12 protein-coding genes and 1 riboswitch are annotated in these 13,994 nt (G+C 63.1%); of the genes, 11 read left to right on the plus strand and 1 reads right to left on the minus strand.

Features of this window, described 5'->3' with window-relative positions; translation table 11 throughout:
• Positions 1–9: 9 nt before the first annotated feature.
• Positions 10–116, plus strand: a riboswitch (TPP riboswitch).
• A gap of 153 nt (positions 117–269) precedes the next feature.
• Together thiC and cytX are read left to right on the plus strand one after the other, a co-directional pair.
• Complete coding sequence (gene thiC / locus ACK59Z_RS04140) at positions 270–2,150, plus strand: phosphomethylpyrimidine synthase ThiC (RefSeq protein WP_003249473.1); 1,881 nt, start codon at positions 270–272, stop codon at positions 2,148–2,150.
• Between the two features lie 165 nt (positions 2,151–2,315).
• Positions 2,316–3,599 carry a putative hydroxymethylpyrimidine transporter CytX gene (cytX, locus tag ACK59Z_RS04145; RefSeq protein ID WP_003249474.1) on the plus strand — a complete coding sequence of 428 codons (1,284 nt, stop codon included), beginning with the start codon at positions 2,316–2,318 and terminating at the stop codon, positions 3,597–3,599.
• Here the strand turns inward: cytX and ACK59Z_RS04150 are convergent.
• Positions 3,568–4,314 carry an RsiV family protein gene (locus ACK59Z_RS04150; RefSeq protein WP_003249476.1) on the minus strand — a complete coding sequence of 249 codons (747 nt, stop codon included), beginning with the start codon at positions 4,312–4,314 and terminating at the stop codon, positions 3,568–3,570. The two genes, cytX and ACK59Z_RS04150, sit on opposite strands and share 32 nt — an antisense overlap.
• A gap of 185 nt (positions 4,315–4,499) precedes the next feature.
• On the opposite strand from ACK59Z_RS04150, the gene ACK59Z_RS04155 reads away from it, so the two are divergent.
• The 9 genes from ACK59Z_RS04155 to ACK59Z_RS04195 all read left to right on the plus strand — a co-directional run bounded on the left by ACK59Z_RS04155 (position 4,500) and on the right by ACK59Z_RS04195 (position 13,886).
• On the plus strand, positions 4,500–5,117 hold the full coding sequence (locus ACK59Z_RS04155; RefSeq protein ID WP_003249478.1) for an NUDIX domain-containing protein: 618 nt from the start codon (positions 4,500–4,502) through the stop codon (positions 5,115–5,117).
• Positions 5,108–5,560, plus strand: a complete 453-nt coding sequence (locus ACK59Z_RS04160; protein ID WP_003249480.1) for a DUF1249 domain-containing protein — start codon at positions 5,108–5,110, stop codon at positions 5,558–5,560. Before ACK59Z_RS04155 ends, ACK59Z_RS04160 begins: the two co-directional genes overlap by 10 nt.
• A gap of 85 nt (positions 5,561–5,645) precedes the next feature.
• Entirely contained in the window at positions 5,646–6,446 is an 801-nt protein-coding gene (cpdA, locus tag ACK59Z_RS04165; RefSeq protein WP_409292466.1) for a 3',5'-cyclic-AMP phosphodiesterase, read from the plus strand.
• 241 nt (positions 6,447–6,687) lie between these two features.
• Complete coding sequence (locus ACK59Z_RS04170) at positions 6,688–7,296, plus strand: YqiA/YcfP family alpha/beta fold hydrolase (RefSeq protein WP_003249484.1); 609 nt, start codon at positions 6,688–6,690, stop codon at positions 7,294–7,296.
• Positions 7,297–7,331: 35 nt separating this feature from the next.
• Positions 7,332–9,236: a DNA topoisomerase IV subunit B gene (gene parE / locus ACK59Z_RS04175; RefSeq protein ID WP_003249486.1), complete on the plus strand. Its 1,905-nt coding sequence runs from the start codon at positions 7,332–7,334 to the stop codon at positions 9,234–9,236.
• Positions 9,233–10,219, plus strand: coding sequence for an esterase-like activity of phytase family protein (locus tag ACK59Z_RS04180; protein ID WP_019752632.1), 987 nt, complete (start codon positions 9,233–9,235; stop codon positions 10,217–10,219). The genes parE and ACK59Z_RS04180 overlap by 4 nt, the downstream gene beginning before the upstream one ends.
• Positions 10,216–10,734, plus strand: coding sequence for a TIGR02281 family clan AA aspartic protease (locus ACK59Z_RS04185; protein WP_003249490.1), 519 nt, complete (start codon positions 10,216–10,218; stop codon positions 10,732–10,734). Before ACK59Z_RS04180 ends, ACK59Z_RS04185 begins: the two co-directional genes overlap by 4 nt.
• Positions 10,735–10,744: 10 nt before the next feature.
• Positions 10,745–13,003 carry a DNA topoisomerase IV subunit A gene (gene parC, locus ACK59Z_RS04190; protein ID WP_003249492.1) on the plus strand — a complete coding sequence of 753 codons (2,259 nt, stop codon included), beginning with the start codon at positions 10,745–10,747 and terminating at the stop codon, positions 13,001–13,003.
• A 172-nt stretch (positions 13,004–13,175) separates the two neighbouring features.
• Entirely contained in the window at positions 13,176–13,886 is a 711-nt protein-coding gene (locus tag ACK59Z_RS04195; protein ID WP_003249494.1) for a membrane integrity-associated transporter subunit PqiC, read from the plus strand.
• Positions 13,887–13,994 lie beyond the last annotated feature (108 nt).

The following is a 13,994-nucleotide window of genomic DNA, read 5'->3' on the forward strand; positions in this document are numbered from 1 at the left end:
AGACTGCGCATGTTCTTGTCGGGGTGCCTTGAAGCAAAGGCTGAGATCGCAGAGGTGCGGATCCCGTTGAACCTGATCAGGTTAGCGCCTGCGTAGGGAACAAGATTGCTCGCCTTCCCGGGGAGCCTCTTGTGCCAGGTCCGGGATTGTCACAGCTGCTACAGCTTCAGGCACCCCCATGTCCGGCACTGCACCCAAAGAGGGTGCGTCCGCGCGTTTCAGGTTCACCCCGACATTCCACTGCTAGGAAGCCGTCAGGAGAGCCTGTGATGACCAAACAAGAAAAAGCGATCAACCTCAGCGAATCGGCACAAGTCGATCAGCAGTCCGTGCAACCCTTCCCGCGTTCGCGCAAGGTGTATGTCGAAGGCTCGCGCCCGGACATCCGCGTCCCCATGCGTGAAATCAGCCTGGATGACACCCCGACCGATTTCGGCGGCGAGTCCAACGCCCCGGTGCTGGTGTATGACACGTCTGGCCCGTACACCGACCCCGACGTGATCATCGACGTGCGCAAAGGCCTGGCCGATGTGCGTTCGGCGTGGATCGAAGCCCGCGGTGACACCGAGCGCCTGGAAGGCCTGAGCTCCGACTTCGGTCAGCAGCGCCTGAACGATGCAGAGCTGGCCAAGCTGCGTTTCGCCCATGTGCGCAACCCGCGTCGTGCCAAGGCCGGCGCCAACGTCTCGCAGATGCACTATGCCCGTCAGGGCATTATCACTGCCGAAATGGAATACGTGGCCATCCGCGAGAACATGAAGCTGCAGGAGGCCCGCGCCGCCGGCCTGCTGAATGAGCAACATGCCGGCCACAGCTTCGGTGCCAACATCCCGAAAGAAATTACCCCTGAATTCGTTCGCCAGGAAATCGCCCGTGGCCGCGCGATCATTCCGGCCAACATCAACCACCCGGAAGTAGAACCGATGATCATCGGCCGCAACTTCCTGGTGAAGATCAACGGCAACATCGGCAACAGCGCCCTGGGTTCCTCGATCGAGGAAGAGGTGGCCAAGCTGACCTGGGGCATCCGCTGGGGATCGGACACGGTCATGGACCTGTCCACCGGCAAGCACATCCACGAAACCCGCGAGTGGATCATTCGCAACTCGCCGGTGCCGATCGGTACCGTGCCGATCTACCAGGCCCTGGAAAAGGTCAACGGCGTGGCAGAGGACCTGACCTGGGAACTGTTCCGCGACACCCTGATCGAGCAGGCCGAACAGGGCGTGGACTACTTCACCATTCACGCCGGTGTGTTGCTGCGCTATGTGCCCCTGACCGCCAAGCGCGTCACCGGCATCGTCAGCCGCGGTGGCTCGATCATGGCCAAGTGGTGCCTGGCGCACCACAAGGAAAACTTCCTGTACACCCACTTCGACGAAATCTGCGAAATCATGAAGGCCTACGACGTCAGCTTCTCGCTGGGCGACGGCCTGCGCCCTGGCTCGATTGCCGACGCCAACGACGCCGCGCAATTCGGTGAGCTGGAAACCCTCGGCGAGCTGACCAAGATTGCCTGGAAGCACGACGTGCAATGCATGATCGAAGGCCCCGGCCACGTGCCGATGCAATTGATCAAAGAGAACATGGACAAGCAGCTGGAGTGCTGCGACGAGGCGCCGTTCTACACCCTCGGCCCACTGACCACCGACATCGCGCCGGGTTACGACCACATCACCTCGGGCATTGGTGCGGCGATGATCGGCTGGTTCGGTTGCGCCATGCTCTGCTACGTCACGCCGAAGGAGCACCTGGGCCTGCCGAACAAGGACGACGTCAAGACCGGCATCATCACCTATAAGATCGCCGCGCATGCCGCCGACCTTGCCAAGGGCCACCCGGGTGCACAGATTCGCGACAACGCCTTGTCCAAGGCGCGTTTCGAGTTCCGTTGGGAAGACCAGTTCAACCTGGGCCTCGACCCGGACACCGCCCGCGCTTTCCACGACGAGACCCTGCCGAAGGAATCGGCCAAGGTCGCGCACTTCTGCTCGATGTGCGGGCCGAAGTTCTGCTCGATGAAGATCACCCAGGAAGTGCGTGAGTACGCTGCCAAGATCGAGGCCGTGGATGTGACGGTCGAGCAAGGCATGCGCGAGCAGGCCGAGCGGTTTCGCCAGGAAGGCAGCCAGCTGTACCACAAAGTCTAAGCACGCTGGGGCCGCTTTGCGGCCCTTTCGCGACGCAAGGCCGCTCCCACAAGGACCGCGCAAGCCTCGAAGCCTGCGTGGTTTTTGTGGGAGCGGCCTTGCGTCGCGATACGAGGACGAAGTCCTCGCCAGGAACACCAACAATATTGCCGGCGAGCGCCAACCATGACATCACCCAGCCAGTTCTCTCCCGACCATCCAATCCCCATCCAGCAGCGCATCTTCGGTGCTCGCGACCTGTTTTCACTGTGGTTTTCCCTCGGCATCGGCCTGATGGTGCTGCAGGTCGGCGCCATGCTGGCGCCAGGCCTGGGCCTTGCTGGCGCCGTGCTGGCCATCGCCCTGGGCACCGGTGTCGGTGTGCTGTTGCTGGGTGCGGCGGGGGTTATCGGCAGCGACACCGGCCTGTCCGCCATGGGCACCCTGAAACTCAGCCTGGGCAGCCATGGCGCGCGCTTGCCGGCGCTGCTCAACTTGCTGCAACTGGTGGGTTGGGGCGCTTTCGAGATCATCGTCATGCGCGATGCTGCCAGCTTGCTGGGTGCGCGGGCGTTCGGTGAGGACAGTGCCTGGAACAGCCCCATGCTCTGGACGCTGTGCTTCGGTGCCCTGGCCACCCTGCTGGCCGTCAGCGGGCCACTGGCCTTCGTGCGCAAGGTGCTGCGCGCCTGGGGCATCTGGTTGTTGCTGGGCGCTTGCCTGTGGCTGACCTGGAACCTGTTCGCCAAGGCCGACCTGGCCGAACTGTGGAACCGTGCCGGGGATGGTTCGATGTCGCTGGCGGTTGGCTTCGATATCGTCATCGCCATGCCGCTGTCCTGGCTGCCGCTGATCGCTGACTACTCGCGCTTTGCCCGCAATGGCAAGCATGTGTTCGGCGGCACGGTCGTTGGCTACTTCATCGGCAACACCTGGCTGATGAGCCTGGGCGTGGCGTACACGCTGGCGTTCGCCGCCAGTGGCGAAGTCAATGCCCTGCTGCTGGCCCTGGCAGGCGCCGGCATGGGGATTCCGCTGCTGCTTATTCTGCTGGACGAGTCGGAAAAGGCCTTCGCCGACATCCACTCGGCGGCGGTTTCCACCGGTGTGCTGCTACCGCTGAAGGTCGAGCACCTGGCGCTGGCCATCGGCGTGTTGTGCACCCTGATCGCCCTGTTGGCGCCACTGGCACAGTACGAAAACTTCCTGTTGCTGATCGGCTCGGTGTTCGCACCGCTGTTCGGCGTGGTGCTGATGGACCACTACGTGGTCCGTCGACGCCGTCTGCCAGCGCAGGTCAATGGCTTGCACTGGCAGGCGTTGGTGGCCTGGTTTGCCGGGGCGGTGGCCTATCACCTGATTGCCGCCAAGGCGCCGGAACTGGGCGCTACCCTGCCCGCATTGCTGCTGGCAGGTGTGCTGCATGGGCTGCTAAGCCTCAGCCGCGGCCGGGAAACAGTTCAGGCTTGAGTACGCCATTCAGGCGCGGGTAGGGGATCTTCAGTTCCACGTGGCCCATGGAATAGGGCGCGATGGCATAGACCTCGTACTTGACCACTACCGCGCCGTACGTCAGGGCGACGTGCGGCGATTTCTTGAACGGCCAGGTCTTGACGAACTCGGCATCCTTGTCCATTCCCACGCTCATCAGCCAGGCACGGTGCGATTCTTCGACGGTTTTCCAGAAGGTGTCTTCCTGGCCGGGCACCAGCATGTCCTGCAGGGTCAGCACCTTGTCCAGTTTGCGTGAATAGTTGATGAAGCCGCGCCCGGGCATGCCGTGGGCGCCACCGCTGTCCAGGTAGCTGGACAACTCGATGATCACCAGCCCGTCATGCTGCTCGCGTACCTTGGCTTGCAAGTAGCTGCTGTTACGTTTGTCGGCACTGGCCAGATATTGCTGTTCGTAGGCCTGCAGGGTGGCTGGTGCGGTGCCATGCTGATTGTCTTCGGTCAGTTGCAGCAGGCGTTTTTCGACGATGCCGTCGAGCTTGGGCAGGGCCGGGAAGTGGATCATGTCGATGTTCACCAGCGGGCAGTCGCTCTCGCTGCAGCCGGGTTTGACATGCTCCCAGGCGTCGCGCTTGACCTCGAGCGGGGCCCGGTAGTTGGGCGTGAACAGGCTCTGGCAGGCGCCCAGAGCGAGTGCCAGCACGGCCACGGAAGTCAGTTTGACAAGTGTCATGATGATCCTTGCAGAACAGGGAAAAGTCGGCCTTTGACCGTCTGCGCGGCCTTCAGTTCGCCACTAAGCTAACAGAGTGAAGGGCTGCTGTCCCGAGTGCGCCAGCGGTTGCTGGAAAGGGGTGAAACCAACAGGCGTGCGGAGTAGGATGGCGCGAAGCAGTATTTGAGGTAATGAGGATTTCCATGTCAGACGCGTTGAACGCTGTGCCCAAGGGCTTCGAAATCATCGAGCGGGCCAATTGCTTCCAGGGCTTTTACAAGCTCGACAAGTTACGCCTGCGCCACGAGCTATTTGCCGGGGGCATGGGGCGCGAGATCAGTCGCGAGCTGTTTGTGCGCCACGATGCGGTATGCGTGCTGCCGTACGACCCTGCGCGCGATGAAGTGGTGCTGATCGAACAGTTCCGCGTGGGCGCACTGGACAAGGTCGCCAACCCCTGGCTGATCGAGATGGTTGCCGGGTTGATCGACAAAGACGAGCAGCCCGAGGAAGTCGCCCATCGCGAGGCTGAAGAAGAAGCAGGCCTGACGTTCAGCGCCCTGTGGCCGATGACCCGCTACTTCCCGTCGCCCGGCGGCAGTGACGAATACGTTCACCTGTTCCTCGGCCGTTGCAGCAGCGAGGGCGCGGGAGGGCTGCATGGCCTGGAGGAAGAGGGCGAAGACATTCGCGTACGCGTGTGGGCGTTCGAGGATGCCCTGCAGGCGGTGCGCGACGGGCGCATCTGCAATGCGGCCACCATCATTGGCCTGCAATGGCTGGCGCTGAACCGTGACGAAGTAAGAGGTATGTGGAAGTGAACCTGCTGCGCGAGCGCTATCGAGTCGACCTGGTCGGGCTGCAGGCAGCCTGCGAGGCCAACTACGCCCGGCTGATGCGCTTGTTGCCCGACATGCGCACCACCCAGAGCTCGCGCCGCATCGGCATGACCCAGGGTGACCAGATGCTTGGCGTGCTGGTGCTCGACGTGGTGCTGGCCTGCCCGTACACCACCACCCTGCATGTGCGCCAGGAACACAGCCTGCCTTGGTTGCCAGTGCCACACCTGGAAGTGCAGGTGTATCACGATGCGCGCATGGCCGAAGTGGTCAGCGCCGAACACACCCGGCGCCTGCGCAGCATCTACCCGTATCCGAACGATGCCATGCACCAGCCGGACGAAAAGGCCCAGCTCAACCTGTTCCTGGGTGAATGGCTCAGCCACTGCCTGGCCTGCGGCCACGAGCTGGCAAGTGTTCGCTGAATTGTGACGTAAGTCGGTTGCGGGTGTTTGCTCGTCACCGTCGCACAGCCATAATTCCCGCTGAATCCATTCGAGGAGATGGCCGTTGTCGCCGCCAGACCAATCCCGCCCCGTGCATGTGGTGCAACTGACCGATGCCCACCTGTTCGCCGACCCGGCTGGCAGCATGCTGGGCCTCAAGACCCGAGACAGCCTGCGCCACGTGGTGGCCCAGGTGCGGCGTGAGCAGCCGCTTGTCGACTTGCTGCTGTGCACGGGCGACCTGTCCCAGGATGCCAGCGTGGCATCCTATGAAGCGTTTCGTGAGCTGACCGCACCGTTTGCCGTGCCCACGCGCTGGCTGCCGGGCAACCATGACGAGGCTCAGGTGATGGCGCAGGTGGCGCCGGAACTGGTGCAGGCGGTGACTGATATCGGCGCGTGGCGGGTGGTCATGCTCAACACCGCCGTGCACGGTGCTACCCACGGGTTTCTGCAAGATGACCAGCTGGCCGTGCTGGAAGCCGCCTTGAAAGAGGCTGGCGAGCGGCATTGCCTGGTGTGCTTCCACCATCAGCCGGTGGACATCGGCTGCGCCTGGATCGCGCCGATCGGTTTGCGCAATGTCCAGGCGCTGTTCGATATCGTTGAAGGATATCCACAGGTACGGGCTTTGCTATGGGGGCATGTGCATCAGGAATGGGATGAGGTCCGAGGGGGGCGGCGCCTGCTGGCCACGCCGTCGACCTGCATTCAGTTCGCGGCGCGCAGCGAAGACTTTCAGGTGAGCGAAGAGCATCCGGGGTACCGCTGGTTGCGCCTGCATGCCGACGGGCGGCTGGAAACCGGGGTGGAGCGGGCGCTGGATTTCGAGGTGCAGCTCGACTTCGATAGCCCTGGCTATTGATGATTTTGGGGCTGCTGCGCAGCCCTATCGCGACACAAGGCCGCTCCCACAGGAGATCGCGTACCCCTGTGGGAGCGGCCTTGTGTCGCGATAGGGGCGCAAAGCGCCCCCGGCACTCTCAAAGCTGTTGAAGAATGTGTTGCTAAAACCCCTGTGCGGCGCCAAAACCCGGCGAACGCGCTACACTGCGCGTCCCTGCGCCCGCATTATCAGGCGCGAAGCCACAGATTCCGGGGGCAGCATGTCGGGTTCCATCCTCTATATCCATGGCTTCAACAGCTCGCCGCTTTCGACCAAGGCGCGTCAGCTGGAGGCAGTCATGCAGCAGCTCGGCCTGGCCGACCAGCTGCGAGTGCCGGCCCTGCACCACCACCCACGGCAAGCCATGGTCCAGCTCGAAGCGGCCATCGCCGAACTGGGTGCGCCACTGCTGGTGGGCAGTTCGCTCGGCGGCTACTATGCCACCCATCTGGCCGAGCGCCATGGCCTCAAGGCCCTTCTGGTCAACCCGGCGGTAACCCCGCACAAGCATTTCGACGGTTACCTGGGCACCCAGCGCAACCATTACAGCGGTGAAACCTGGGAGCTGACCCACGATCACGTTCAGGCCCTGGCCGAACTGGAAGTCGCGGCCCCGGCCGATGCCGACCGCTATCAAGTGTGGCTGCAGACCGCCGATGAAACCCTGGACTATCGCCACGCCGAGCGCTATTACCGTGCTTGTGCCCTGCGTATCCAGGCCGGTGGCGACCACAGCTTCCAGGGCTTCGCCGAGCGCCTGCCGGCACTGCTGGCCTTCGCCGGCATTGCCCGTGGGCAGTATGCGGCGCTCGATTTTTCTGTATTTTGACTTTTTTGCATTCACCAGACTGACGACGAGACCCTATGGCCAATCCCAGCGCTAGCGCCTATAACGCAGACGCCATCGAAGTCCTCTCGGGCCTTGATCCGGTCCGCAAGCGGCCGGGCATGTACACCGATACCAGCCGCCCCAACCACCTGGCCCAGGAAGTCATCGACAACAGTGTCGACGAAGCACTGGCCGGTCACGCGCGTTCGGTGCAGGTCATCCTGCATGCCGACCACTCGCTGGAAGTCAGCGACGACGGCCGCGGCATGCCGGTGGACATCCATCCGGAAGAGGGCGTGTCCGGGGTCGAGCTGATCCTCACCAAGCTGCACGCCGGCGGCAAGTTCTCCAACAAGAACTATCAGTTTTCCGGTGGCCTGCACGGGGTGGGCATCTCGGTGGTCAACGCCCTGTCGACGCAGGTGCGTGTGCGCGTCAAGCGTGACGGCAATGAATACCAGATGACCTTTGCCGATGGCTTCAAGGCCAGCGAGCTGGAAGTGGTCGGCTCGGTCGGCAAGCGCAACACCGGCACCAGCGTGTACTTCAGCCCAGACCCGAAGTACTTCGACTCGCCCAAGTTTTCCATCAGCCGTCTCAAGCACGTGCTCAAGGCCAAGGCGGTATTGTGCCCGGGGCTGCTGGTCAGCTTCGAGGACAAGGCCAGCGGCGAAAAGGTGGAATGGCACTACGAGGATGGCCTGCGCTCCTACCTGGTCGACTCGGTCAACGAATTCCAGCGCCTGCCCGACGAGCCGTTCTGTGGCAGCCTGGCGGGTAACAAGGAAGCGGTTGACTGGGCTTTGCTGTGGCTGCCCGAAGGCGGCGACAGCATTCAGGAAAGCTACGTCAACCTGATCCCCACCGCCCAGGGCGGCACCCACGTCAACGGCCTGCGCCAGGGCCTGCTGGATGCCATGCGTGAGTTCTGCGAGTTCCGCAACTTGCTGCCGCGCGGGGTGAAGCTGGCGCCGGAAGACGTTTGGGAGCGCATCACCTTCGTACTGTCGATGAAGATGCAGGACCCGCAGTTCTCCGGGCAGACCAAAGAGCGCCTGTCATCGCGCGAAGCCGCCGCGTTCGTCTCCGGTGTGGTCAAGGATGCTTTCAGCCTGTGGCTCAACGCCCACCCCGAGCTGGGCATGCAACTGGCAGAACTGGCCATCAGCAACGCCGGTCGCCGCCTCAAGGCCAGCAAGAAGGTCGAGCGCAAGCGCATCACACAGGGCCCGGCATTGCCCGGCAAGCTGGCCGATTGTGCGGGCCAGGACCCGATGCGTGCCGAGTTGTTCCTGGTCGAGGGTGACTCGGCCGGTGGTTCGGCCAAGCAGGCGCGGGACAAGGAATTCCAGGCCATCCTGCCGCTGCGCGGCAAGATCCTCAACACCTGGGAAGTAGATGGTGGCGAAGTCCTGGCCAGCCAGGAAGTGCACAACATTGCCGTGGCCATTGGCGTCGATCCGGGGGCAACCGACCTTGCGCAGCTGCGCTATGGCAAGATTTGCATCCTCGCCGACGCTGACTCCGATGGTCTGCACATCGCCACGCTGCTGTGTGCGCTGTTTGTTCAGCACTTCCGGGCACTGGTCGAAGCTGGGCATGTTTACGTGGCCATGCCGCCCCTGTACCGCATCGACCTGGGCAAGGAAATCTACTACGCCCTCGACGAAGCCGAGCGTGACGGCATCCTCGACCGCCTGGTGGCCGAGAAGAAGCGCGGCAAGCCGCAGGTAACACGCTTCAAGGGCCTGGGCGAGATGAACCCGCCGCAGTTGCGCGAAACTACCATGGACCCGAACACCCGGCGCCTGGTGCAGCTGACCCTGGACGACGTAGAAGCCACCTGCGAGCTGATGGACAAGCTGCTGGCCAAGAAGCGCGCCGGTGACCGCAAGAGTTGGCTGGAAACCAAGGGCAACCTGGCCGAGGTCATGGTTTGATTCGGCAAGTACTTGCCGTTTGCCTGGCGCTGGTTGCCCTGCCTTCCCTGGCGGGCAACTGGCCAGAGCTGAAGATGACAGCCGAGCACCCGATCGACGGTATGCGCGGTGGCAACCTGTCGGGGCTGGTGGAATGCCGGGGCGGGTTGTGGGGCGTGTCCGACCGTGACGACGACCGTATCTACCGCTTCGATCAGCAGAACCCTACCTGGCGCGCGCAGCCGCTGACCTTCACCCCGCCGGCTGTCCCGGAAAGCGGCCTCCCATGGGGGTTGAAGTCGCGCAATTGGGCGGCATCGTACATTCGCGGTGGCGAGCTGGATTTTGAAGGTATCACCTGTGATCAGGCGGGTAACCTCTATCTGGTCAGCGAGGCGCATGCCGCGGTGCTGCAATTGCCGCTGGAAGGCGAGCCGGACTGGTTGAGGATCGACTCGGCCATGGTGCGCCAGGCCCGGGCAAGCGGCATGCTGCTGAACTTCAATGCCCTGTTCGAAGGCCTGGCGATCAACCCCGCGGGTGACCGCCTGTGGCTGGCTGCCGAGCGTGAGCGCCGTGGCCTGCTGGCTATCGAGCGCCAGCAGTCGGTCTGGACCTGCGGGCGTGGTTGCGTGCTGCTGAGCGAGGCGGGGGTCGAAATGCAACCCGCGCAGATGCCCAATGCCAGGGCCCTGTCGCGCGACTTCGCTGACCTGGCCTGGTTCGAGGGCAAGCTGTTTACCCTCGAACGCAACGCCTACCGGGTGTGCCGACGTGATGTCGACAGTGGCAAGGTCGAGCGTTGCTGGTCGTTCGCTGCTGATGCGCTGGTCGAGTCACGGCGCTACGCGCAGCCGTTTGGCCTGGCCGAAGCACTGGTGATCGATGCCAAGGGCGCCTGGATTGGCCTGGACAACAACAACGGCGCCCGTGCCGATGGTGAAACCCGCCCGGTCGTCTGGCGCTTCGACGCACCTGAAGGCGGCTGGAGCGCCAAACCATGAGCCAGGCGCCGGGCAAGCGCGCGGGCAAGTTGCTGATGATCGTCGCTTGGGCGGCGGCGCTGTTTCTTGCCACGCGTTTTTTCGGCCAGTGGGAAGACAGCCAGCGTAATCCCAACAGCCAGGTGCAATCCGAACATGGTCAAGGCTTTATCGAAGTGCGCCTGCTGAGTAATGGCCAGGGCCACTTCGTGGTGGATGGTGCCATCAACGGCCAGGTGGTGCATTTCATGCTCGACACCGGCGCCACCGATGTGGCGATCCCGGAGGCATTGGCTCATGAACTGAGCCTGGAGCGCGGTAGCCCGGTGCTACTGAGCACCGCCAATGGCCGTACTGAAGGTTACCGCACGCGCCTGACCAGCCTGCAACTGGGCGATATCCGCCTGCAGAACGTACGCGCCATCGTGGTGCCGGGCCTGGATGGGGCCACCGTACTGCTGGGCATGAGTGCCCTGCAACAACTTGAATTTACCCAGCGCGGTGGCACCATGCTGCTGCGCCAGAACCTGAAATGACGAGGCCCGCATGAGCGACTCACTGGAACTCAGCCTGGACGGCGTAGAACGCCGCTCGCTGGCTGACTTCACCGAACAGGCCTACCTCAACTACTCCATGTACGTGATCATGGACCGTGCCTTGCCGCATATCGGCGACGGCCTGAAGCCGGTGCAGCGCCGCATCGTCTACGCCATGAGCGAGTTGGGGCTCGATGCCGATGCCAAGCACAAGAAGTCGGCACGTACCGTCGGTGACGTGCTCGGCAAGTTCCATCCCCATGGCGATTCGGCCTGCTACGAGGCCATGGTGCTGATGGCGCAGCCGTTCAGTTACCGCTACACCCTGGTCGATGGCCAGGGCAACTGGGGTGCGCCGGATGATCCGAAGTCGTTCGCCGCCATGCGCTACACCGAGGCGCGGCTGTCACGCTACGCTGAAGTGCTGCTCAGCGAAGTCGGCCAGGGCACCGTCGACTGGGTGCCGAACTTCGACGGCACATTGCAGGAGCCGGCCGTGCTGCCTGCGCGCCTGCCCAACATCCTGCTCAACGGTACCACCGGTATCGCCGTGGGCATGGCCACCGACGTGCCGCCGCACAACCTGCGAGAGGTGGCCAGTGCCTGTGTGCGACTGCTCGATGAGCCCAAGGCAACCATCGAGCAGTTGTGCGAGCACATCCAGGGGCCGGATTACCCGACCGAGGCGGAGATCGTCACGCCGCGGGCTGAAATTCTCAAGATGTACGAAAGCGGCCGCGGCTCGATCCGCATGCGTGCCGTGTACCGCGTCGAGGATGGCGATATCGTCGTCACTGCGCTGCCGCACCAAGTCTCCGGGGCCAAAGTGCTGGAGCAGATTGCCGCGCAGATGCAGGCCAAGAAGCTGCCGATGGTCGCCGACCTGCGCGACGAGTCGGACCACGAGAACCCGTGCCGTATTGTCATCATCCCGCGATCCAACCGCGTCGATGTCGACGAGCTGATGCAGCACCTGTTCGCTACCACCGACCTGGAAAGCACCTATCGGGTCAACGTGAATATCATCGGCCTGGACGGCCGGCCGCAGTTGAAAAACCTGCGAACCATCTTGGTGGAGTGGCTGGAGTTCCGCACCAATACCGTTCGTCGCCGCCTGCAGCACCGTCTGGATAAGGTCGAGAGGCGCCTGCACCTGTTGGACGGTTTGCTCACCGCATTCCTCAACCTGGATGAAGTGATCCACATCATCCGTACTGAGGAATACCCCAAGCAGGCCCTGATCGAACGTTTCGAGCTGACCGAGATCCAGGCTGACTACATCCTCGAGACCCGCCTGCGGCAGTTGGCGCGCCTGGAAGAGATGAAGATCCGCGGTGAGCAGGATGAGTTGCTGAAGGAGCAAGCCAAGCTGCAGGCCTTGCTGGGGAGCGAGGCCAAACTGCGCAAGCTGGTGCGCAGCGAGCTGATCAAGGATGCCGAAACCTATGGCGATGATCGTCGCTCGCCGATCGTAGCGCGTGCCGAAGCCAAGGCGCTGTCGGAAAACGAGCTGATGCCGACCGAGCCCGTCACCGTGGTGCTGTCGGAGAAGGGCTGGGTGCGCTGCGCCAAGGGCCACGATATCGACGCCACTGGCCTTTCCTACAAGGCCGGCGACGGTTTCAAGGCTGCTGCGGCTGGGCGTTCCAACCAGTTTGCCGTGCTTATCGATTCCACCGGTCGCAGCTACTCGCTGGCGGCCCACAGCCTGCCATCGGCGCGTGGCCAGGGCGAGCCGCTGACTGGACGTCTGACGCCGCCACCGGGGGCGACTTTCGAATGTGTGTTGTTGCCTGACGACGATGCGCTGTACGTGGTGGCTTCGGATGCCGGTTACGGCTTCGTGGTCAAGGGTGAAGACCTGCAGGCCAAGAACAAGGCCGGCAAAGGCCTGCTCAGCTTGCCCAACGGGGCCAAGGTCATGACCCCGCGTCCAGTGGCTGATCGCGAGCAGGACTGGTTGGCGGCCGTGACCACCGAAGGCCGCTTGCTGGTGTTCAAGGTCAGCGACTTGCCGCAGCTGGGTAAAGGCAAGGGCAACAAGATCATTGGCGTGCCGGGTGACCGGGTGGCCAGCCGTGAAGAATTTGTTACCGATCTGGCGGTGATTCCCGAAGGCGCGACCCTTGTATTGCAAGCCGGCAAGCGTACCCTGTCTTTGAAGGCGGACGACCTGGAGCACTACAAGGGCGAGCGCGGTCGGCGCGGCAGCAAGCTGCCACGCGGGTTCCAGCGCGTCGATGGGTTGCAGGTGGAAGTGCCGACATAACCGGTTGTAATGTCTGGAACGGCAATTTCAACGCCGTTTCGGGCAGAAATGCTGGAGTCGGACGGTTATTTCGCGGATGATATGCCCCTTGCGGTGCCGGCGTGGCCGTGTGCCCGTTTGAATCTACATGTATCACTGCGGTGTGCCTTGTGGCAGCCGCCTGGATGGGATGATGAAATTTCTGCGCCTTCCATTTGCGCTGTTGATGACTGGCCTGCTGGGCCTTGGCGGGTGCACCATGCATCAGCCGGTTGCCCTGTATCAGCTAGACAGTGGTGATCCTGGCCAGCCGTCGCAGAGTGCGGGCATGGCCGTGGTACTCGGCCCGGTATCGGTGGCCGATTACCTTCAGCGTGAGACGTTTCTGCAGCGTCAACCTGATGGCAGCCTGAGCGCGGCGACCGACGGTCGTTGGGCTGGCAGCCTTTCATCGGATATCGACCAGCTGCTGGTGCGTCAACTGGCCTGGCGCCTGGACAGCCAACGCGTAGTACTGGCCCCGGCGACCGCAGGCTTCAGCCCGGACGTGCAAGTGCTGTTGTCGATTACACGCCTGGACTCGGGCAAGAACCAGCCGGCCATCCTGGATGCCCAGTGGCGTCTGCTTGACCGCCGTGGCCGTGTGCGTGACAACCGTATCATTCACCTCGAGCAGCAGCACGAGGGCAGTGAGTCGTCGCAGGTGCAGGCTCAGGGCCAACTGCTGCAGAAGCTGGCGGAACAGCTGAGCACGGCGGTGAAGCCGCTGGCCAACCAGCCGGCGATTGCCGAAGAAGCACCGAAAAAGCCCGCTGCACCGACGCAGGTGAAGAAGGGGCCGGAGAAACCCAAAATCCCGATGGCCTCGCCGATTCGCACCGATATGGAAGTTTATCGGTTCTGATCAAACGGCCAGATACGACAAAGCCCGCATTCGCTGCGGGCTTTTTTGTATCTGCCGGTCTTCGTAGGAGCGGGTTTACCCGCGAAGAGGCAGGCCCTGCTGGCCAAT

The organism is Pseudomonas sp. KCJK9058 (assembly GCF_046230975.1).
GTDB classification, from domain to species: domain Bacteria; phylum Pseudomonadota; class Gammaproteobacteria; order Pseudomonadales; family Pseudomonadaceae; genus Aquipseudomonas; species Aquipseudomonas alloputida.